Source organism: Dellaglioa sp. BT-FLS60 (assembly GCF_054941065.1).
The window spans coordinates 73,052-93,631 of record NZ_JBSOLI010000033.1; the positions used below are offsets into that span (position 1 = coordinate 73,052).

General features: G+C 33.5%; 21 protein-coding genes. 12 read left to right on the forward strand and 9 right to left on the reverse strand.

Annotation, left to right across the window (positions count from 1 at the left end):
- Window positions 1–57: 57 nt before the first annotated feature.
- The gene (locus ACVQ8P_RS05275; protein WP_462298008.1) at window positions 58–978 is read left to right on the forward strand and encodes an aldo/keto reductase; all 921 of its coding nucleotides are present in this window, start codon (window positions 58–60) and stop codon (window positions 976–978) included.
- Window positions 979–1,037: 59 nt separating this feature from the next.
- Here ACVQ8P_RS05275 and ACVQ8P_RS05280 read toward each other — a convergent pair whose 3' ends face one another.
- From ACVQ8P_RS05280 to ACVQ8P_RS05305, 6 genes are all read right to left on the reverse strand, one after another.
- Window positions 1,038–1,292, reverse strand: coding sequence for a hypothetical protein (locus tag ACVQ8P_RS05280; protein WP_462298009.1), 255 nt, complete (start codon window positions 1,290–1,292; stop codon window positions 1,038–1,040).
- 4 nt (window positions 1,293–1,296) lie between these two features.
- Window positions 1,297–2,562 (reverse strand): oligosaccharide MFS transporter, encoded by a 1,266-nt coding sequence (locus ACVQ8P_RS05285; protein WP_462298011.1) that lies wholly within the window; start codon window positions 2,560–2,562, stop codon window positions 1,297–1,299.
- A gap of 15 nt (window positions 2,563–2,577) precedes the next feature.
- Window positions 2,578–3,537 (reverse strand): glycoside hydrolase family 43 protein, encoded by a 960-nt coding sequence (locus ACVQ8P_RS05290; protein ID WP_462298086.1) that lies wholly within the window; start codon window positions 3,535–3,537, stop codon window positions 2,578–2,580.
- 374 nt (window positions 3,538–3,911) lie between these two features.
- Complete coding sequence (locus tag ACVQ8P_RS05295; protein WP_462298012.1) at window positions 3,912–4,880, reverse strand: glycoside hydrolase family 43 protein; 969 nt, start codon at window positions 4,878–4,880, stop codon at window positions 3,912–3,914.
- A 20-nt stretch (window positions 4,881–4,900) separates the two neighbouring features.
- Window positions 4,901–6,142, reverse strand: coding sequence for an oligosaccharide MFS transporter (locus ACVQ8P_RS05300; protein WP_462298013.1), 1,242 nt, complete (start codon window positions 6,140–6,142; stop codon window positions 4,901–4,903).
- Window positions 6,143–6,169: 27 nt separating this feature from the next.
- The gene (locus ACVQ8P_RS05305; RefSeq protein ID WP_462298015.1) at window positions 6,170–7,621 is read right to left on the reverse strand and encodes an alpha-N-arabinofuranosidase; all 1,452 of its coding nucleotides are present in this window, start codon (window positions 7,619–7,621) and stop codon (window positions 6,170–6,172) included.
- A gap of 207 nt (window positions 7,622–7,828) precedes the next feature.
- Here ACVQ8P_RS05305 and ACVQ8P_RS05310 point away from each other — a divergent pair, with 207 nt between their 5' ends.
- From ACVQ8P_RS05310 to purR, 8 genes are all read left to right on the forward strand, one after another.
- A complete protein-coding gene (locus tag ACVQ8P_RS05310; protein ID WP_462298017.1) occupies window positions 7,829–8,914 on the forward strand; it encodes a substrate-binding domain-containing protein in 1,086 nt (361 codons plus the stop codon).
- 252 nt (window positions 8,915–9,166) lie between these two features.
- Window positions 9,167–10,783 (forward strand): xylulokinase, encoded by a 1,617-nt coding sequence (locus ACVQ8P_RS05315; protein WP_462298019.1) that lies wholly within the window; start codon window positions 9,167–9,169, stop codon window positions 10,781–10,783.
- Between the two features lie 4 nt (window positions 10,784–10,787).
- Complete coding sequence (locus tag ACVQ8P_RS05320; protein WP_462298021.1) at window positions 10,788–11,489, forward strand: L-ribulose-5-phosphate 4-epimerase; 702 nt, start codon at window positions 10,788–10,790, stop codon at window positions 11,487–11,489.
- 43 nt (window positions 11,490–11,532) lie between these two features.
- Complete coding sequence (gene araA / locus ACVQ8P_RS05325) at window positions 11,533–12,960, forward strand: L-arabinose isomerase (RefSeq protein ID WP_462298022.1); 1,428 nt, start codon at window positions 11,533–11,535, stop codon at window positions 12,958–12,960.
- A 198-nt stretch (window positions 12,961–13,158) separates the two neighbouring features.
- Window positions 13,159–14,184, forward strand: a complete 1,026-nt coding sequence (locus ACVQ8P_RS05330; protein WP_462298024.1) for a metal ABC transporter substrate-binding protein — start codon at window positions 13,159–13,161, stop codon at window positions 14,182–14,184.
- Between the two features lie 9 nt (window positions 14,185–14,193).
- Entirely contained in the window at window positions 14,194–14,886 is a 693-nt protein-coding gene (locus ACVQ8P_RS05335) for a metal ABC transporter ATP-binding protein (protein ID WP_462298025.1), read from the forward strand.
- Window positions 14,847–15,674, forward strand: a complete 828-nt coding sequence (locus ACVQ8P_RS05340; RefSeq protein ID WP_462298026.1) for a metal ABC transporter permease — start codon at window positions 14,847–14,849, stop codon at window positions 15,672–15,674. The genes ACVQ8P_RS05335 and ACVQ8P_RS05340 overlap by 40 nt, the downstream gene beginning before the upstream one ends.
- A gap of 184 nt (window positions 15,675–15,858) precedes the next feature.
- Window positions 15,859–16,689, forward strand: a complete 831-nt coding sequence (gene purR, locus ACVQ8P_RS05345; protein ID WP_462298029.1) for a pur operon repressor — start codon at window positions 15,859–15,861, stop codon at window positions 16,687–16,689.
- Window positions 16,690–16,944: 255 nt separating this feature from the next.
- Here purR and ACVQ8P_RS05350 read toward each other — a convergent pair whose 3' ends face one another.
- From ACVQ8P_RS05350 to ACVQ8P_RS05360, 3 genes are all read right to left on the reverse strand, one after another.
- Window positions 16,945–17,475, reverse strand: a complete 531-nt coding sequence (locus tag ACVQ8P_RS05350) for a PedC/BrcD family bacteriocin maturation disulfide isomerase (protein WP_462298030.1) — start codon at window positions 17,473–17,475, stop codon at window positions 16,945–16,947.
- A 52-nt stretch (window positions 17,476–17,527) separates the two neighbouring features.
- A complete protein-coding gene (locus ACVQ8P_RS05355) occupies window positions 17,528–17,890 on the reverse strand; it encodes a bacteriocin immunity protein (RefSeq protein ID WP_462298031.1) in 363 nt (120 codons plus the stop codon).
- A gap of 70 nt (window positions 17,891–17,960) precedes the next feature.
- A complete protein-coding gene (locus ACVQ8P_RS05360) occupies window positions 17,961–18,128 on the reverse strand; it encodes a leucocin A/sakacin P family class II bacteriocin (protein ID WP_462298033.1) in 168 nt (55 codons plus the stop codon).
- A 207-nt stretch (window positions 18,129–18,335) separates the two neighbouring features.
- On the opposite strand from ACVQ8P_RS05360, the gene ACVQ8P_RS05365 reads away from it, so the two are divergent.
- The 3 genes from ACVQ8P_RS05365 to ACVQ8P_RS05375 are packed head-to-tail and all read left to right on the forward strand — an operon-like array spanning window position 18,336 to window position 20,579.
- The gene (locus ACVQ8P_RS05365) at window positions 18,336–18,476 is read left to right on the forward strand and encodes an EntF family bacteriocin induction factor (RefSeq protein WP_462298035.1); all 141 of its coding nucleotides are present in this window, start codon (window positions 18,336–18,338) and stop codon (window positions 18,474–18,476) included.
- A 56-nt stretch (window positions 18,477–18,532) separates the two neighbouring features.
- Window positions 18,533–19,822, forward strand: coding sequence for a sensor histidine kinase (locus ACVQ8P_RS05370; protein WP_462298037.1), 1,290 nt, complete (start codon window positions 18,533–18,535; stop codon window positions 19,820–19,822).
- A 13-nt stretch (window positions 19,823–19,835) separates the two neighbouring features.
- Window positions 19,836–20,579 (forward strand): response regulator transcription factor, encoded by a 744-nt coding sequence (locus ACVQ8P_RS05375; protein ID WP_462298039.1) that lies wholly within the window; start codon window positions 19,836–19,838, stop codon window positions 20,577–20,579.
- Window position 20,580 lies beyond the last annotated feature (1 nt).

Below are 20,580 nucleotides of genomic sequence, written 5' to 3' on the forward strand. Positions count from 1 at the left end.
AGCGCTTTATAAGTGTAACTGATAAAATTGAAGCAACATTTGAAAAGGGGCAATAAAATGAAAATGATTAATTTGGGTGGTAGTGATCTTCAAGTTTCATCTGTCGGATTAGGCTGTATGCGCATGCCAGAATTATCGATCAGACAAGCGGCAGAAATGATTCAAACATCAGTTGACCATGGAATTAATTTCTTTGATCACGCCGATATTTATGGTGCAGGGAAAGCTGAAGAAGTTTTTTCAGCAGGATTTGCTGAAACTGGGCTTTCTCGTGAAGAGGTTATTTTTCAATCAAAATGTGGAATTGTGCCAGGTGTGGAATATAATTTTACAGCTGAACATATTGAAAAAAGTGTAGATGGCATTTTAAAACGCTTAAATACAGAATACATTGATAGTTTATTGTTACATAGACCTGATACATTGATGGAACCTGAAGAAATTGCGCGCGTATTTGAAAAATTACAAGTCTCTGGTAAGGTTCGCCACTTTGGGGTTAGTAATTTTTATCCAGGACAAGTTGAATTATTACAACAAGCTTTAGATATGAAATTGTTGGTAAACCAACTTCAATTTGGCGTTATGCATACTGGGATGATTGATTTGGGAACCAATGTGAATATGGTTAATGATGCTGGAATTAACCGTGATGGTGGTATTTTAGAGTACTCACGTCTCAAAAAAATGACGATTCAAGCATGGTCGCCATTCCAATACGGTTTTTTTGAGGGGACATTCTTGGACAATCCTAAGTTTGCCGAATTGAATGAAGTCTTAAACCGTTTGGCTAAAGAAAAAGGGACAACTAATACTGGAATTGCGACGGCATTTATCTTACGTCACCCAGCTAAAATGCAGGTGATTGCGGGGACAATGAATGCAAGTCGAATCGTTGAAATTGCTGATGCTTCAGAAATTGAATTAACACATCAAGAATGGTATGAGATTTATCGTGCTGCTGGGAATAAATTACCTTAATATGGTAATAAAAAAATAATGGATTAACTATGAGATATCTCGTAGTTAATCCATTATTTTTATTTATGGCTACTGAATGATGAAAGTGCCATTGTTTGTAGTCGTGCAATTGTCATATCGTAATCTGCTAAAACGTCAGGTTTGAAGGCTTCTTCTTCAATATCGTTGAAACGTTCTGCTAAGACTTTTGCAGTTAAGAATAAGGTTAAATTTGCTTTTGCAGTCGCTTCTGGTGTATCACGCAAGCATGATTCTGATTGCATAACTAATTTAGCAAATTCCTCTGGATCAATTTTTAATTTATCAGATTTCATTAGTTTACTCCTTTTGTTTTTTATAGGCAGCTGCTTCTCGTTGAACTGAGATATGATCATTCTTCAGTGAGAATACTGAGAATAATGTGATTGTTAAGACAATTGCGGCAATAATAAAGTAAGAATCTTTGTAGCCTAGTGATGTATACATTGTACCAGCAACAGTAGAAAAAATCATGATTGATAACTGTTTAGCAAAATTAAATGCGAGTAAGTAAATCGTTGCTGATAGACGCATATCGAATGCGCCAGTGATATATTTCATAATTGATACAAGTAATAATGGCATTTCAAATGCTGCAATCAATCTAACTAAAGATAAAATAAGGGCATTTGGTGCAATTGCACTCCCTGAAATTCTAACGAATGTCAAAAGACCAAATAAAAGTAAGCCTTTTTTTGCGCCAATCTTGTTGATTAATGCTGGCATGAAAATCATAACGATAGCTTCAAGACCAGTTTGTAAGGATACTAACCGACTGAACATTGTTGTGCCGTATGAAGCTGAATCGAAAAACGTTTTGTAATAGTTAGGGAATTGTTGATCGAAAACATCATACATACATGCAGAACCAATAATGAAAAGTGATAACATCCAAAAGTTTTTAATTTTGAAGATATTTAAAATGGTTTCTTTTGTTAATGGAACTGAATTTTCTCCGACAACACGGTCTAAATGATTTGTGTTAATTTTGAAAGTAAACATTAAAATAAATAAAATGATAGCTGAAACTGTTCCTAACCAAAAAATACTGTAAGGGTTCATAACGAAGATGATACCACCCACTAATGAAGCTGTAGCACCGGCAATTGAGCCGAATAAACGAGCTCGTCCATATTCAAATCCGTTAGCACGACTTGCGCGTTCAATATAAGATTCAATAACACCGACTCCAGCGTAAAAGACAAAACTCAAATAAAAACTGGCTACAATTGCACCGAAAATAACATTAATGTCTAATAAGGGAATGAAGACCCATTGGAAGAAAGGTCCCATGAACATTGCAGCAACAACGATAGTGCCAAATAGATTCTTTTTAAAGACTAATTTATCGGATAAGATACCGAAAAATGGTTGGTAAATTAATGCAACGAATGCCATTGCTGAGAAAACGAAACCTGATTCACTAGTGTTTAAACCAGCTTGTTCTTCTAACCAAATAGGTAAGAAGGTAAGGACGATGGCCCAAACGAAGAAGTAGAAGAAGAATCCTCCTCCAAAGGTCCAGAAATGTTTATTTTCTTTTGGTGATGTTGATGTATTATTCATATTATAATCCTCCGTCTATAAGTAGTTGTATGGGACTGGTTTTCCAAAGAAAGGTTTACCATCTTTAGTCCAAGAAAATTCTTGAACTTTGGTATGACGATTTGGATCGTAAAGTGGGTCGCCTTTAATTTCTGTATAATCGCGACAATGGTAAACCAGGATATCTGTTTTGCCATCTTCTGAAACTGTAAATGAATTATGTCCAGGACCAAATTGATTAGTTGATAAGTCACTTTGGAAAATAGGGTCTTTTGATTTTTCCCAATTAGCCATATCAAGGACATCAGCGTCTGAGTCGCATGAAATCATACCCATTGCATAGTTTTCATCTGTTGCACTTGCAGAATAAGTAATGAAGATTTTACCATTTCGTTCAATGACAGCAGGACCTTCATTGACCCAAAAACCAACTGTTTCCCAATCGTATTCAGGTTTTGTTAACATTAATGGCTTTGTTTTTAAAGTCCAAGGATTTTCCATTTCGGAAATATAGAGGTTTGAATTACCTCGAATAGCATTATCTTTTTGAGCCCAAATATAATATAATTTTCCGTTATGTTCGAATGTTGTTGCATCTAAGCAGAAAGTATCTTTGTCAGTGACGACTTGACCTTTTTCTACCCAATCTTCATCGTTCATTGGGCTTTCTGCATCACATTCAATACAGTACATTCTGTGCGTGAATAGGTTATCAACGATATCTTCTGTAGCTGCAGCTGCAAAGTAGATATACCATTTATTGTTAATGAAATGGATTTCCGGTGCCCAAATTAATTTACTCATTTCGCCTTCATCATGTTTAAACCAAATTGTTCTTGGAGCAGCATGGGCCAAACCGGCAATTGTTTTTGCACGGCGAATTTCAATTAAATTGTAAGCTGGTACTGATGCAGTAAAGTAGTAGTAACCATCCGTATGTTTGTAAATGAATGGATCGGCTCTTTGAATAATAAGTGGATTTGTAAATGCTTCCATCGTCATGATAGAGACCTCCTAATTTTTTGGAAACGTTTTCTTAATAAAAGAATAAAACTTATACGGATAAATGTCAATATATTTATTTGTTCGCATAAATTAATGAGCAGGTAGTATTTCGCAAAGATTAATTTTTTTAGATTGTGAAAACGTTAGGATGATACTAAATCATCATGGTAGGTTAATGATGAATAGATATTGAAAGATACATAAAAAAGAGTATATTTATTGAGATTTAAAGGTTTAATTATTGTTAAATGGTTATTTTTAACCTCTTAAGTTCTGTTTGACTAATTATAGAATATGTTTCATAACAAAAATACGTTATTGATGGATAGAAGATTCTATCATCAACAACGTATTTTTTAGAGTATTTAATTTTGAACAAATTTAGTGGGTTTTCCAAATACAGGATACCCTCGATTATCAAAACTTATTTTTTGAACCATTGTATGTCTATTTGGATCATATAACGGATCACCTTTAATATCAGTATAGTTTCTAATGTGATAGACCATTAAATCATGTTTATTATCTTCTGAAATGGTAAATGAATTATGACCTGGTCCAAATAAACCATTAGCAATGTCTGATTCAAATACTGGTTCTTTTTGCTTAACCCAAGAATCTGCATTCAAAATATCGTCAGAATCATTCGCAACGAGCAGACCCATACAGTAGTTTTCATCTGTAGCACTTCCAGAGTAAGTCATAAATAATTTACCATTTTTGTGCAATACTGCTGGTCCTTCATTAACTGAAAATACACGTGTTTCCCAGTCATATTCTGGTTTTGATAGCATAATTGGCGTACCTTTAATAGTCCAGGGATTTAACATTTCAGCAATATACAAATTAGAATTTCCCTTAATATCAAAATCTTTTTGAGCCCAAACATAATATAATTTATTTTGAAGTTCAAAAACTGTGGCGTCTAAGGAAAAAGAGTCCAGAGGTGTTTCAATTTGACCTTTTTCGGTCCAGTCATCTTCAGAAATCATGGGGTCCGATGCGTCACATTCAATACAAAACATTCTGTGTTGAAACATACCGTTTTTATCGAATTCCGTAGTATGAGAGGCTGCATAGTAGATGTACCATTTATTATTTATAAAGTGAATTTCGGGCGCCCAAATAAGTTCACTTTGTTTTCCAGATCCAGTAGGGTGTTTTCGCCATACTGTTCGTGGCATTGCATTTTGTAAACCTTCAATTGTTTTAGAACGACGTAATTCAATTAAATCATAAGCTGGTACAGAGGCACTAAAATAGTAATAGCCATCTGTATGTTTATATATATATGGATCGGCTCTTTGCAATATTAATGGGGTACTATAAGTCATTGTATTTTCTCCTTTAGAATTTAAAGTTTTTTAATTTCATATCCTGGTTTTCTAGTATTTTCTAATATAAAGAAAGTAAGTATAGTTATAATCAGCACTAAAGCTGCGAACCAAATATAAGTGTGCTTGAATCCAATAGTATCGTATGAACTTCCAGCTATCATAGAAAAAATAGCTAAAGATGCTTGTTTAGCAAAGTTAAATGCTAAAGCATAAACTGTTGCATAAACTTTACCGTCAAATGCTTCATTGATATATTCCATGACACTAATCAAAAGTAAAGGCATTTCTAATCCAGATAGCAAGATTAATCCAGCTAATTCATACCAATTTGTTGCCATTGATGATCCGAAAATTCGGATGATAGTAATTGCAGCAAATAAAATTAATCCGTTTTTTGGACCTATTTTTTTAATAATGAAAGGCATTGGGATCATTAAAACTAGTTCAATTCCGGTAGCAATAGAACTCATATTTGCTAACATAACGATTGCATCGGCATTTGATTTGAAAAATGTTTCAAAATAAAAAATGAATTGTTGATTAAATACATCATAAATTGCAGCAGCCCCAACAAAGAAAATTGAGAGCATCCAGAAATTTACAGATTTCAAAATAGCAAAAACATCTGCCTTACTAATTTTGTCTTTTGGTGTGGTAGCAGCATCTGAATTGTCGGTATCTATATTAACTTTAGTTGAAAAAATATATAACAGCGTTAAAATAAGCGCAATTACAGATTCTGCCCAGAAAACTGAATATGGATTCCAAACAAACATTCTTGATCCAACAAGTGCTGCAACAACTCCAGCTAGAGAGCCTCCTAGACGAGAGTGACCATATTCAAAATGATTAGCAATTGATGCACGTTCGATATATTGTTCAATAACAGCTACACCTGCAGATAAAACAAAAGCAAAAAGCGTTGCAGCGATTATAGTTCCCAATAAAACTGATTGATGTAATAGTGGTAAAAATAGCCATTGTATAAATGGACCAATAAATATACCAACAGAAGAAATAGCTATTAATAGTGTCTTTTTGAATTGTAATTTATCGGAAATTATTCCAAATACTGGTTGAAATGCTAATGAAATAGCTGACATCCAAGTAAATACTAATCCTATTTCAACACCATTCAGATGGGCAACTTGCCCTAACCACATAGTTAAATTACCATTTAATGCCCATATTAAGAAAAATGAAAAATGAGCTCCCGCAAATCCCCAAAAATGTTTTGATTCTTTTTTTACTGTATTCATAATTAATATTCTCCTTAATTTATTAGCTTATTTAAAAGGAACTTTAATAGTCACAATAGACATTTTTGGTAAGGGAATAGATAATGTATTATTTTTTAAAGAATAATCTTTATATTCTGATAATTGGATTGAATCTGGATTATCAAATGTATTATGAGCATTCATTTTATTAGAATGTAACCAATTTGAGAAACTAATGTCACCTAGTACGCCTGCCAACTCTATATCTACTTCATGATCTTCGCCAGCACTCATGTTAGTAGCAGAGATAATATATTCATTATCCTTTTGTGAGATAGTGTAAGTAATATCATCACCAAGATCATGGTATGATTCGATTAATTCAGCATCTTGATGGTGCTTGTATAAATCGAATGCATAGTAAGTAGGTGTGAGAATCATTTGATCATTTTTTGTCAAAACCATTGCTTGTAAAACATTAACCATTTGAGCGATATTTGCCATTTTTACTCTATCTGCATGTTTATAAAAAATATTCATTGTTAATGCAACAACAATAGCATCTAACATGGTATTTTGTTGATAGAGATGTCCAGGAACGGATCCTTCTTCTGCTTCAAACCAATTTCCCCATTCATCAACAACCAATTCAACACGTTTATTTGGATCATATCTATCCATGATTCTTGAATGTTGTGTAATAAGATAATCCATCCGTCGTGCATTGTATAATAATGAATTCCATTCTTTTTCTTCGAAATTAACAGCATCACCCTTATCTTCCCAAACAATACCTGTTGTAGCATAAAAGTGAAGACTTAGAGCATCCATAAATGGAGCTGATTCTTTCATAACAACATCTGTCCAATGGAAATCATCTACATTGGGTCCACATGCAACTTTCTTAAATGGTTCTTTTTGATTGTCTCGAACAAACGTTTGAAATTGTTTGTATAAATCAGAGTAATATTCAGGACGCATATTACCACCACAACCCCAATTTTCATTACCAATACCCAGATATTTCAATGACCAAGGTTCTGGGTGACCATTTTTAGCTCTTAAGTTTGAGAATGATGAGCCCTCATTTGCTGTCATATATTCAATCCAATCGGCCATATTTTTAATCGTACCAGAGCCAACGTTAGCATTAATATATGGATCACAACCAATTTGTTCGCATAATTCCATAAATTCATGCGTTCCAAATGAATTATCTTCAGTAGTACCACCCCACCAGTTATTAACAATTAATCGACGTTTTTTAGAATCCCCAACACCGTCTTTCCAATCATATTCGTCAGCGAATAATCCACCTGGCCAACGTAAAATGGGAACTTGAATATTTTTTAATGCATCAACAACATCTTTTCTAATACCATTTCTGTTAGGAATGGAACTATCTTTTCCAACCCATAATCCTTCGTAAATCCCTCGGCCTAAATGTTCGGAAAACTGGCCTTGAACATTTTTGTTTAATATAATCCCTGTAGATGTGTTAGAAACTTTTAAATGCATAATAATATCTCCTCCTGATATTTATTTGTAAACGTTTTCACAAATAAAATATAAAACTTATACGGACGAATGTCAACAACTTTATTTATTCGTATAAATAAATGTTTTTAAGACTTAATTTTTATTAAATCATGAAAAAGAGTTAGTATATTGTCGGTGTTGCGCTAATTGATATGGTAAAATAATGATAAACAGGTGGTGGAAGATATGGAAAACAAGTACGAGCATGTTTATCGTGAAATTAAAGATAAAATCATAGCGGGTGAATATGATATTAATGATAAACTGATGACGGAATCAGAATTGATGTCTGTGTATTCAGTTAGTCGATATACAGTGAGAAAAGCAATTGGAGACTTAGAAAATGCGGGATACGTCTATCGAATTCAAGGTGGCGGTATCTTTGTTAATGATTGGCATACGGGGAAAAAAGCGACACAAAATAATAAAATGATTGGGGTTGTGACAACCCATATTGCAGACTATATTTTTCCAAGTATTATCACAGGCATTGATCGTGTTATTTCTGAAGAGGGGTACACAATTATTTTGAGTAACACTTTAGATACTCCGGATAAAGAGAGAACAAGTCTCTTGAAAATGTTAGAAATGGACTTGTCGGGGTTGATTATTGAGCCAACTCAGAGTGCGCTTATTAATAAAAATAAAGATTTATATGAAAAAATATTAGAACTTAAAATACCAACCTTATTTATTAATGCACATTATGATGATATTGATATTCCGTATCTGGAATTAAATGATTTTAAGGGTAGTCAAATGGGAACTGAATATTTAATAGAGAATGGGCATGAAAAGATACTAGGCGTTTTTAAAGTCGATGATAAACAAGGATTATTACGAATGAACGGATTTGTTCAGGCTTACATGGGGCATGCTGCAATCTCATATCAAAGTGAGATATTGATGTATCAATCGACAGACCCTTTACAAAATATTTATCAAAAAATCGAAAAAATACTACACCGTTCCGATAGGCCAACGGCAATTATTTGTTACAATGATCAGTTGGCTATTAAATTGATGGATATTGTGAAATCAATGAATATGAAAATTCCAGAGGATGTTTCTATTATTGGATTTGATGATTATCAATTATCAAAATACATGTCACCAAAATTGACAACAATTAGGCACCCAAAAGAAAAGATGGGCCGTCAAGTGGCTACGATGCTGCTGAAAATGATTAAAAATAAAAATACAAAAGTTGAGTCGGTTGTCTACGACGCTAAGCTGATTAGCCGAGAAAGTGTTCAAAAACGAAATCAATAAGTTGCCTGATAATTAGGTGACTTATTTTTTATATTTTATTTATTCATCCGAATGAATAAATAAAAAGTTGATTTATTCGGATGAATATGAGAAAATAGTTTTGTTGATAATGTAAGCGGTTTAAGAAATGTTTTTTCTTAAACGAATCTAACCTACATTAGTACGCTATTAAAATACCGAATTACAAGGTATTCATTAAAGAAAAAAGACATATAAAATATAAGTAACATATAAGTTAGGAGAGTAATTGACATGGATTTAGTAAAAACAATTCAAGCAATTAAAAAAGGTCAAGTATCACTTGGAATTGAATTAGGATCAACACGGATAAAAGCGGTTTTAGTGACGGATGACTTCAAGACAATTGCGACAGGGAGTTTTAACTGGGAAAACCAATTGGAGGATGGTCTTTGGACTTATTCGCTTGAACAAGTTTGGCTTGGTATTCAAACAAGTTACAGACAAATGGCAGCAAATGTTCAAAGTAAATATCATGAACCATTAACAAAAATTGATTCAATTGGCGTTAGTGCCATGATGCATGGATACCTTGTTTTTTCAGAAAAGGATGATTTATTAGTGCCATTCAGAACATGGCGCAATAATAATACAGAACAATCAGCTGATGAACTAACAGAATTGTTGAATTTTAATATTCCTCAACGCTGGAGTATTGCGCATTTATATCAAGCTATTTTAAATGATGAAGCACACGTAAATGATATTTCTCATTTAGAAACGTTATCAAGTTATGTTCATTACAAGTTATCTGGTAAAAAAGTCATTGGAATTGGGGATGCCTCAGGTATTTTCCCAATTGATGAAAAAACAGGGACTTATGATGCTGATATGCTAAATAAATTCAGTGAAATTAAAAAAGTTGCTGGGTATGATTGGAATGTTAAAGACATCTTACCAACTGTTTTAAGAGCTGGCGAGAATGCCGGATCATTAACAGACGAAGGGGCTAAATTACTTGATGCTAGCGGTAAACTTGAAAGTGGTAGCTTGATGGCACCACCTGAAGGAGACGCTGGTACAGGAATGGTTGGGACAAACAGTGTTCGTAAAAGAACAGGTAATATTTCAGTAGGGACATCTGCCTTTTCTATGACTGTTTTAGATCAACCAATGAAAAAAGTTTACAAGGACATCGATATTGTGACAACACCAAGTGGTGCACCAGTTGCGATGGTTCATGTGAATAATAGCTCGTCAGATATTAACGCTTGGGCTTCTATCTTTGGCGAATTTGCAGCGAAGTTAGGTGTTCAGTTAACGCCTGATCAGTTGTATGAACGCTTATTCTTGGAATCAACTCATGCTGATGCTGATGCGGGTGGCTTGATTAATTACAGTTATTTATCAGGTGAAAACATCACGCACATGTCTGAAGGTCGTCCATTGTTTGTAAGAACACCTAATAGTAACTTTACGTTACCTAACTTTATTCAAACACAATTATATGCGGCATTTGCGCCACTAAAAATTGGAATGGATATTTTAAGCCAAGAAGAACATATCCAAACCGACGTTATGATTGCTCAAGGTGGTATTTTGAAAACAGCTGTTATTGGTCAACAAGTACTAGCCAATACGCTGAACATTCCAATTACTGTTATGAGTACAGCCGGTGAAGGTGGCCCTTGGGGAATGGCAGTCTTAGCAATTTTTGCTAAGAGAAATAATAATGGTCAAAGCTTAGAAGACTTTTTAGATCAAGAAGTTTTCGTAGATCCAGAAAGCATGACATTAAGCCCAGAACCCAAAGGTGTTGAAGGCTACAACAAATTTATATCTAGGTATGAAGCTGGCTTGTCAGTTGAGTCAGAAGCAATAAAAACAATTAAGGAAGAAAAGAGGAACTAGTATTATGTTAGAAAAGTTAAAACAAGAAGTGTACGATGCTAACATGCTGTTACCTAAGTACAACTTAATTACCTTTACATGGGGTAACGTGAGTGGAATTGATCGTGAAAAAGGGTTATTCGTTATTAAACCGTCTGGTGTTGATTATGATGATTTAAAACCAGAAGACATGGTCGTTGTTGATTTAGAAGGTAAAAAAATTGAAGGAGATATGAATCCTTCAAGCGATACGGAAACACATCGTATTCTATACAACAATTTCCCTAATATTAAAGGTGTTGTTCATACACATTCACCTTGGGCTGTTTCATTTGCACAAGCAGGGTTGGATATTCCAGCTGCTGGCACAACGCATGCTGATACATTCTACGGCTCAGTTCCAGCAAGTCGTATTATGAACGAAGCTGAAGTTGTTACAGAATATGAAAAACAAACGGGTGATGTGATTGTTGAAACATTTAAAAAACGTCATCTTGATCCTGACCAAATTCCAGCTGTCTTAGTTAATGATCATGGCCCATTTACATGGGGATCATCAGCTTTAGACGCTGTTCATAATGCAGTTGTTTTGGAAGAAGTTGCAAAAATGACTTATCATACATTGCAATTAAATCCACATGCAATTGACATGCCTCAATACTTATTGGATAAACATTTCTTAAGAAAACATGGTAAAAATGCTTATTACGGTCAAATTAAACACTAGAACGTGGTCTTTAAAATAGAAAACTATTAGGAGAAATTATATTATGTTAAAAGTTAGCGAAAAAGAATTCTGGTTCGTTGTTGGTAGTCAAGGTTTATACGGTCAAGATGTTTTAGATGTTGTCCAAAGTGATGCAGAAAAAATTATCGAGAACTTAAATGCTAATGGATCACTTCCATACAAAATTGTTTTTAAAGAAGTCGCTACAACTGCTGAAGTCATTACTCAAATTATGAAAGAAGCTAACTTTGAAGATAAAGTTGCTGGTGTGATTACTTGGATGCATACGTTCTCTCCAGCTAAAAACTGGATTCGCGGAACAAAATTATTACAAAAACCATTACTACATTTAGCAACACAATTTGGTGAAAATATTCCTTGGTCAACAATTGATATGAATTACATGAATACAAACCAAAGTGCTCATGGAGACCGTGAATACGGCTTTATCAATGCACGTCTTCAAAAACACAATAAAGTGGTTGTTGGATACTGGAAAGATGCAGAAGTTCAATCACAAATTGCTGACTGGATGGACGTTGCTGTTGCTTATGGCGAAAGCTTTAACATTAAAGTTGCTCGTTTTGGTGATAACATGCGTAATGTTGCCGTTACAGATGGTGATAAAGTTGAAGCACAAATCAAATTTGGCTGGACTGTTGATTACTTTGGTATTGGTGATTTAGTTGCCGAAATGAAAGAAGTAACAGACGCTGAGATTAACGCAACATACAAAGAATGTGAAGGCATGTACGATATGGTTGTTGGCGACAATGATCCTGCTTTCTACGAAGAACATGTTAAAGAACAAATTAAAATTGAAATTGCCTTACGTCGTTTCTTAGAACGTGGCGGCTACACAGCATTCACATCTAACTTCGAAGATCTTTGGGGTATGAAACAATTACCAGGTATGGCTGTTCAACGTTTGAACGCTGAAGGTTATGGTTTTGCTGGTGAAGGTGACTGGAAGACGGCTGCAATTGATCGTTTGATGAAAGTTCTTTCACATAATAAAGTAACTGGATTTATGGAAGATTACACATATGATTTACGTGCAGGCCATGAAGTTACTCTTGGTTCACATATGTTAGAAGTTGATCCTACATTAGCTTCAACAAAACCACGTGTGGAAGTACATCCATTAGATATTGGTGACCGCGAAGATCCAGCTCGTTTGATCTTTGATGGTTCAAATGGTAAAGGTGTTGTTGTTTCAATGTCTGATTTTGGTACTGAATACAAGCTATTAATTAATGCTGTTGAAGGTCAAAAACCAGAAGTTGAAGCACCTAACTTGCCAGTAGCTCGTCAACTATGGATTCCAGAACCAACCTTTAAAGAAGGCGTTCACTCATGGATTGAAAATGGTGGTGGTCATCATACTGTTATTTCAATGAACGTGAAGGAACAACAAGTTGTTGATCTTGCTAAAATGTTTGACGTAGCATACGTTGAAATTAAAAAATAATTAGTTTTTAAAAGGGTATCGCTGATAAAGTGGTACCCTTTTTTGTTTTGTTAATTAACAGACGTTGTAAACGGTTACTATTCTATTGTTTCAGTATTCACAAAAATTTAACGAACGAACTTAACCTGTCAAACCTTAGTTAACCGATAGTTAAGGCAGATTAAAAGTTGACGTAACCTCGTCTAAAATGATATTCTAATGCTTGTTGGTAATGGTATTGATTACTATTTAGATTACGATTTGAAAAATGAGGGAGAAATCATGAATAAAAAATCGGTTTTAGCGGGCTTATTGCTCATGCTATTAGTCGTTGTATTGGCCGGGTGTGGGCAAACAGCAACTAAAAAAGAGTCTAGTAAGCTACAGGTTATTACGACATTTTACCCCATATATGAATTTACTAAAGCAGTTGCTGGTGATAAAGCAGACGTTACAATGTTGATGCCTGCTGGCACAGAGCCACATGATTATGAACCTAGCGCGAAGGATATCGGCAAAATTTCAAAGTCAGATGTTTTTATCTATAGCAGTAATAACATGGAAACGTGGGTCAAGAGTTTGAAATCAAGTATTGATGAAAAACAGACTAACGTTTTAAATGCCAGTCATTCAATTAAGATGATTGATGAGAATACCGAACTAAAAAGTGAAGATGCTGAATTAGCTAATAAAGAAGAGGCTAGCTCATTTGAATCAACTAGTAACTATGATCCCCATATTTGGCTGGATCCTGTGAACGCCAAAGAAATGGTTAGAAATATTTCAAAAGAGTTGATTGAACAAGACCCTAAGCATAAAAGCTACTATACAAAACGAACAAATAGTTATTTGAAAAAATTAACAGTGTTGAATCATGAATATGAAACAACTTTAAAAAAGGCTAAGAATAAAACGTTTGTTACCCAACATGCGGCATTTGCTTATTTAGCAAAACAATATGGGCTGACGCAGGTCGCAATTGCCGGGATTTCGTCTGATGAAGAACCTAGCCCAAGTCGTTTAGCGGAATTACAAACGTATATTAAAAAGTATAAGGTTGATACAATCTTTACTGAAGCCAATGACTCAAGTAAAATTGCGAATATGTTGGCGAAAGAGACTGATATTAAGGTCAAAGGGTTAAATCCAATTGAGGGGCTATCAAAAGCTCAAATTGCAAGTGGAGAAACTTACCTTTCAGTCATGCAAGACAATTTAAAATCGTTAAAAACGGTTGTTAAATAAGGAGAACAGATGAAATATATTGAAGTCAAAGACCTTACTTTCTATTATGATGAAGAACCCGTGTTACAAGATATCAACTTCCACATTGATTCAGGTGAATTTGTTATTTTAACTGGTGAAAATGGTGCAGCAAAATCAACCTTAATCAGAAATGTCCTTGGGTTATTACATCCTGCAAAAGGAACTGCTGAAATTTCTAAAACTAATTTAGAAGATAAAAAAATGCGCGTTGGTTATATTCCACAGGAAATATCATCTTTTAATGCGGGCTTTCCATCAACCGTCTATGAATTGGTCTCATCGGGTCGTTATCAACAGAATCGCTGGTTAAAACGGCTAACTAAAAATGATCGTAAGCATATCAAAAAAGCACTTGAAACGGTCAATATGTGGAACTTCAGAAACCATAAAATTGGTGAATTATCTGGTGGTCAAAAACAACGTGTTTGTTTAGCTCGTATCTTTGCGGCAGATCCTGATTTATTCATTTTAGATGAGCCGACGACAGGGATGGATGAACAATCTCGTCATGATTTCTATGAATTATTACAACACGAAGCACATACGCATCATAAAGGTATTTTGATGATTACGCATGATCATGAAGATGTTTCAGACTATATTGATCGCCACATTAAGTTGGTTAGAAAGGAGGACTCACAATGGAGATGTTTCTCTATGGATTCATGCAGCGAGCTTTAATTGCTTCATTATTGATGGCAGTTATCACGCCGTTACTCGGTTTATTCTTAGTTTTAAGAAGACAGTCGCTTTTAGCAGATACGCTGTCACATGTTTCATTGGCTGGGGTTGCATTGGGATTGTTTGTTAATATTAATCCGACAGTGACGACCTTAGTTGTTGTACTGATTGCGTCGGTCTTAATTGAATTTTTGAGTAACCTATATCGGACCTATTCAGAAGTTTCAATCGCCATTATGATGTCCGCTGGATTATCAATTGCGTTAGTTTTGATGAGCTTAAATCAAGGTGCAAGTTCAATGAGCGTGCAACAATATTTATTCGGGTCCATTGTCACAATTAGTTCGGCACAAGTCATTATTTTAGCTGTTTTAACGGTTTTAATTTTAGTTCTTTTCTTACTATTCAAAAAACCAATGTACGTGCTAACATTTGATGAAGAAACAGCTTTTGCTGAAGGGTTACCCGTTAGATTGATGTCAATCATTTTTAACGCGGTTACAGGGGTCACAATTGCGATTATGATGCCAATTGCGGGGGCATTACTGGTTTCCGCAATCATGATTTTACCAGCCGCAATTGCGATGCGTTTGGGTCGTAGTTTTAACCTAGTTATTTTAATTGGTGTGATCGTCGGTATTATTGGGATGGTGGGCGGCTTGATGTCCTCATACCAATTCAATACACCGCCTGGAGCAACAATTACGCTATTGTTTATTGCCATTTTTATTATTTGTAGTTTTGTTAAATTAATCTCGGTTAAATTACGAGTTGATAAACAAAAATAAAACCGAATATTAACAATCAACAAGCTAGTTTAAAAAATAGCTTGTTTTTTTATTAAAAAATCATTAAAAGACGAACTTTGATAAACTTTTTTTGGCTTTTTACTGTTAATCTTCGGTAAAACAGGTTATAATTGAAAACACGCTCGAATACTAGAGATGTTTAAAAAAGAAAGGCCTGATATAAATGAAAACAAGAAGAAGCGATCGATTAATTGATATGACCCGTTATTTACTAGAAAGACCACATACGTTGGTTTCTTTGACATATTTCTCAAAACGTTATGAATCAGCTAAATCATCAATTAGTGAAGATCTCGCAATTGTAAAACGTACTGTTAAAGAACGAGGAACAGGAATTTTGGAAACAATTCCTGGTGCTGCTGGTGGTGCCCGTTTTATTCCATCTATTGATGAAGCAGAAGCACGTGAATTTATCGAATCAATGACGGAAGCATTGTCAGAAAAAGACCGCTTATTACCAGGTGGCTATGTCTATTTATCTGATTTACTTGGTCGTCCTGATGTCTTACGTCAAGTGGGTCGTTTAATCGCAACGGAGTATTTAGACCAAAAAATTGATGCTGTTATGACGGTTGCAACTAAAGGGGTACCGATTGCACAAAGTGTTTCAACATTCTTGAATGTCCCATTTGTCATTGTGCGTCGTGATTCAAAAATCACTGAAGGCTCAACTGTTAGTGTGAACTATGTGTCTGGGTCAAGTGAACGAATCGAAAAAATGGAACTCTCAAAACGTAGCTTAAAACGTGGTGCTAATGTGTTAATCGTTGATGATTTCATGAAGGGTGGCGGCACGGTTAACGGAATGAAGAGTTTGATTGAAGAATTCGAAGCTAACTTAGTCGGCATTTCTGTCTTCGCTGAAGGTTCCTTTAATGGTGATCGAATCGTTGATGATTACAGTTCATTATTGAAAGTTGATAAAATTAATCATACAGATAAAACGATTCATGTTAGTGAAGGCAATTATTTATCAAAAACGTTTAAGAAGTAAAGTTATTAGTAAGTACTACCAGTGCCTTGTCATGATTGGACAATAAAGTCTAATCATGACAAGGTATTTTTATAGCCCAAATTAAAAAGCATGAATCCGATAGAACATCGAAAACATGCTTTAGTTGATTACCTGAAAATAGCTTCGATATTAAAGTTTGGTCTAATATTTATATTCATGGATTTTCAACTTAAAAGATAAAGGTATTCTTTTAAAAATAGACTAATTATAATTTTAAGCATAGATAGATTAAGTTTAATTATTTGAATTAGAATCATTTAGTAACAAGGTTAAATCATTTAATGTAGTGTCATCGCCAACTGTCATCGAAATTAGTTTACCTTTGTTGTAAAGAGCGACAGTAGGCGTACCAGCAAATTCAAAAGGTTGATTAAAACTATTATAAAAATTATTTATCATAGTTTTTGTTGCAGTTGTAAATGTTCCAGTTTGTCCATAGTCAAGATAGTATATTGGTTGATTAGCTTTTTGGATGAATTCTTTAAGAATGGGTGACAATCGTCGGCAGTGTGGACAAGATTTGAAACCAATATAAGATATAAATTTATCTCCATTTGAAACTTTTTGAAGATATTGGTTTAAAGAAATTGGTGTAACTCCAGTAATATTTTTTTCATATTGTTCTTCAGTTACCCCGTCATTTATTGGAGATATTTGAGTAGAAACTGTTTTCCGTGGAATTATTTGAGCATTTACGGATGTGTATACTGTAAACAAAGTTAGTAGGCTAGCTACGCCAAGTAAAAAAGCTAAATATTTTTTCATGAAAGCATCTCTTCTTTGATTTATTTATATAATTGCTAGATGGTTGATAAATTTAATTTCGATTAGGCATTTTTTCGAGATAACTATAAAACTGTGATTTATCAGAAAAATCAGCCATATATAAACCATTTAAGCCAGCTTTTTGACCAATAACACCTAATTCTATGATTAAACTTTCTTCATTTGATGGGAAATGAATTTTACCTTTAATGCTGATACTGCGTATATAGTTAACAAGTCTATTAATTAGTGCGGGTGGATTTTTGGCCGAATCTAATTTTTTATAAACTTGTGACAAGACATCAATGATATCTAGAAGTTCTGGTGATTGATTTTGGCGTAATTTTAAAGTAGAAATTAAGTCATAAATATATTTTTTTGCTACTTTTTGTTCATTCTTAGAATCAGTTGACATAAATAAATTACCTCCAATTTTATAAATTACTTAGAAAAAAAAGCAAACATTTCTGCTTGCCTTTTTTGTATTAACATTTTCCATGGCCACCATTAGCCAAGTGAGTAATACCGCAAGTTCCGGCTTGTCCCCAGTTTACGCTACAAGAATGTTTTGTACAGCTGACACCGTTACCATAATATTTTCCTCCCTTAATTTCTTTTAGTTCAATAATACTTAATTCTTTTACATTCTTCATACCTAAATCTCTCCTTTGTTACTACTTTATTTTTGGTACAAATGAAATTTAACATAAATGATTTGATTATGGATAAAGTCTTCTTAAACGGTAGTGAAAAGATTCTTGAACCTTATAATATATTAAAATTACCATTGAGGAATGATTTTTAAATAAGAATAAAAATATGACATACTAAATACAATAAAAGAAAGAAGGAACTCAATAATGGAATTAAAAGATATTCAAAAAAAACAATTAACAAAAAATGAGTTGAAGTTGATTAAAGGGGGAAAAAAGTCCGCAGATTTTGGTGAATCAGCTAAGAACATTGGACGATGTGTTATATCGTTATTTAAAAAATGCTAAAATTTTCTGAAATAACTCTCTAATTTGGTATACTTTTTAAAAAGGAGGTGTTGCTGTTGCTAACAATAGATACAAAAGCATACATATTAAGATTTTTCATAGATATTGTTTTATTTTATGTGCTATTTTTTATGCTGAATAAGCAGGGAACAAAAAAGAACCGGATATTATTTACGCTTATTTTTTTACCAATCACTTTTTTTGTAGGATTGTACAGTAGTTTCTCAGATATTATTCTAATTGTATTCGGCTATATTTTTTTAAAGCGAAAACATGAAAAGGATTATTACCTTTTAAGTAGCTTAATAGTGTGTATGCTAGTTCTATATATTGTTGATATCGTCAGCTCAACTGTAATGGTTTCAGTAATTTCTAATGATCACATAGTCGGTTTTTTTGAAATTTTTATACAAATCGGTATAAAAATAGCCTTAATCGGGCTTTTTTACTTTTTTTATCAAAAAATGCATATGTATCAATTTATAAAAAAATTTAGTTCTGAATCATCAGTATTTTTGTTAATATATTTGTTTCTCGTCACGTTATTAATAACTTATGCGGCTCATTACTATGCGGCTTATGACCATTTTGTCATTGGCATTATAATTTTTTTAATTATCCAAACTGGGTTTGTATTTTTTTTGTTTTTACGAATCCTCAATAAGCAAAAAGAAAAATATGAAGCTCAAATAGAAAGACAAGAATTAGATAATTTAAAAACATATACAGAAGAATTAGAAAAAAAGCAACAAAAGATAGCTAAATTTAGACACGATTACAAGAATTTATTGCTTAGCTTTAGAGAGTCAGTTAGCTCCGGACAGGACTTTAAAATAGTCGAACAAATTGAAGAACTTGAACATTATTCAGACACGTATCTCTCTAAGGATGAGTTTGATTATAAAGCGTTTTATAATATTCACAATAGTTTTATAAAAAGTCTCTTAATTGCAAAATTTCATCAAGCAAGAGAATTAAAGATACAATGTCATTTCGAATGTTCGACCCCGGTAGATAACGTACCTATTCCAACATTTGATTGTGTTCGAATATTAGGAATTTTACTAGACAATGCGATAGAAGCAGCAACAGAAAGTACCGATAAGGTAATTAATTTAATGGTTTATCAGGACGATTCGCAAATAGAATTTTTAATTAAGAATACTTACAAAAATTCAAATATCTCAATAGATAAGTTACAAAATAAAGGCTTATCTACAAAAGAAGGGCATTTAGGCCTCGGCTTAAACACGATTCAAGACTTTAATCAAAAATATCCCAATATATTTGTGCAATATCAACGGGAAAATTTATTATTTTCTACTCAAGTCATTCTAATAAAATAGTGGAGGTATAGTGTTGGCTTATCCAATTGTTCTTTGTGAGGATCAAATTGTACAATTGAATCAACTAGAGATAATTGTACAAAATTATATTCTTTTTCATAATGATTTATTTAAAATCCAATTAAAAACGCAGGGGCCTACTGAAGTAATTGAATATCTAGAAAAATTTAATCCAAAACAAGGCATTTATTTTTTAGATATTGATTTAGAAAATTCAATAGATGGGATTGATTTAGCTGAGAAAATTCGCGAAAGTGATGTACAGGCTAAAATTATTTTTGTGACAACACACGATGAAATGATTCCTTTGACGGTTCAACGTCGTGTTGAAACATTAGGGTTTATTTTGAAAGACCAACCATTAGATGATTATCGTGCAGAAGTTGTTGAATTATTGACGCTTGCACGACAAAGAATTGATGCCACAAGAGATAGTCAACAACGAGCATTTACTTTTTCAATTGGCTCACAAACCTTTTCGATTGATAGGCAAGACATCTATTTTATCGAACCGTCAAATTTACCACATCGTGTTTTTTTAAATACAAAAAATGGAAGATATGAATTTTACGGTAACTTAAACGATTTAGAAGAAAAACAGCCAATGTTATTTCGTATCAATCGCAATTGTTTAGTGAATTTAAAAAATATGACCGAAATTAACTTTAAATCACGTGAAATTTATTTTGGAGCTGATTTATTCAGGCAATTTTCTAGAGGAAAGGCAAATAAGATAAAAAGCCTATTAAAAGCGTAAT

Excerpts from the sequence above, each read along its gene's own strand:
- ACVQ8P_RS05275 (WP_462298008.1), top strand. The coding sequence starts at position 58 with ATGAAAATGATTAATTTGGGTGGTAGTGATCTTCAAGTTTCATCTGTC.
- ACVQ8P_RS05280 (WP_462298009.1), bottom strand. The coding sequence starts at position 1,292 with ATGAAATCTGATAAATTAAAAATTGATCCAGAGGAATTTGCTAAATTA.
- ACVQ8P_RS05285 (WP_462298011.1), bottom strand. The coding sequence starts at position 2,562 with ATGAATAATACATCAACATCACCAAAAGAAAATAAACATTTCTGGACC.
- ACVQ8P_RS05290 (WP_462298086.1), bottom strand. The coding sequence starts at position 3,537 with ATGGAAGCATTTACAAATCCACTTATTATTCAAAGAGCCGATCCATTC.
- ACVQ8P_RS05295 (WP_462298012.1), bottom strand. The coding sequence starts at position 4,880 with ATGACTTATAGTACCCCATTAATATTGCAAAGAGCCGATCCATATATA.
- ACVQ8P_RS05300 (WP_462298013.1), bottom strand. The coding sequence starts at position 6,142 with ATGAATACAGTAAAAAAAGAATCAAAACATTTTTGGGGATTTGCGGGA.
- ACVQ8P_RS05305 (WP_462298015.1), bottom strand. The coding sequence starts at position 7,621 with ATGCATTTAAAAGTTTCTAACACATCTACAGGGATTATATTAAACAAA.
- ACVQ8P_RS05310 (WP_462298017.1), top strand. The coding sequence starts at position 7,829 with ATGGAAAACAAGTACGAGCATGTTTATCGTGAAATTAAAGATAAAATC.
- ACVQ8P_RS05315 (WP_462298019.1), top strand. The coding sequence starts at position 9,167 with ATGGATTTAGTAAAAACAATTCAAGCAATTAAAAAAGGTCAAGTATCA.
- ACVQ8P_RS05320 (WP_462298021.1), top strand. The coding sequence starts at position 10,788 with ATGTTAGAAAAGTTAAAACAAGAAGTGTACGATGCTAACATGCTGTTA.
- araA (WP_462298022.1), top strand. The coding sequence starts at position 11,533 with ATGTTAAAAGTTAGCGAAAAAGAATTCTGGTTCGTTGTTGGTAGTCAA.
- ACVQ8P_RS05330 (WP_462298024.1), top strand. The coding sequence starts at position 13,159 with ATGCTTGTTGGTAATGGTATTGATTACTATTTAGATTACGATTTGAAA.
- ACVQ8P_RS05335 (WP_462298025.1), top strand. The coding sequence starts at position 14,194 with ATGAAATATATTGAAGTCAAAGACCTTACTTTCTATTATGATGAAGAA.
- ACVQ8P_RS05340 (WP_462298026.1), top strand. The coding sequence starts at position 14,847 with ATGGAGATGTTTCTCTATGGATTCATGCAGCGAGCTTTAATTGCTTCA.
- purR (WP_462298029.1), top strand. The coding sequence starts at position 15,859 with ATGAAAACAAGAAGAAGCGATCGATTAATTGATATGACCCGTTATTTA.
- ACVQ8P_RS05350 (WP_462298030.1), bottom strand. The coding sequence starts at position 17,475 with ATGAAAAAATATTTAGCTTTTTTACTTGGCGTAGCTAGCCTACTAACT.
- ACVQ8P_RS05355 (WP_462298031.1), bottom strand. The coding sequence starts at position 17,890 with ATGTCAACTGATTCTAAGAATGAACAAAAAGTAGCAAAAAAATATATT.
- ACVQ8P_RS05360 (WP_462298033.1), bottom strand. The coding sequence starts at position 18,128 with ATGAAGAATGTAAAAGAATTAAGTATTATTGAACTAAAAGAAATTAAG.
- ACVQ8P_RS05365 (WP_462298035.1), top strand. The coding sequence starts at position 18,336 with ATGGAATTAAAAGATATTCAAAAAAAACAATTAACAAAAAATGAGTTG.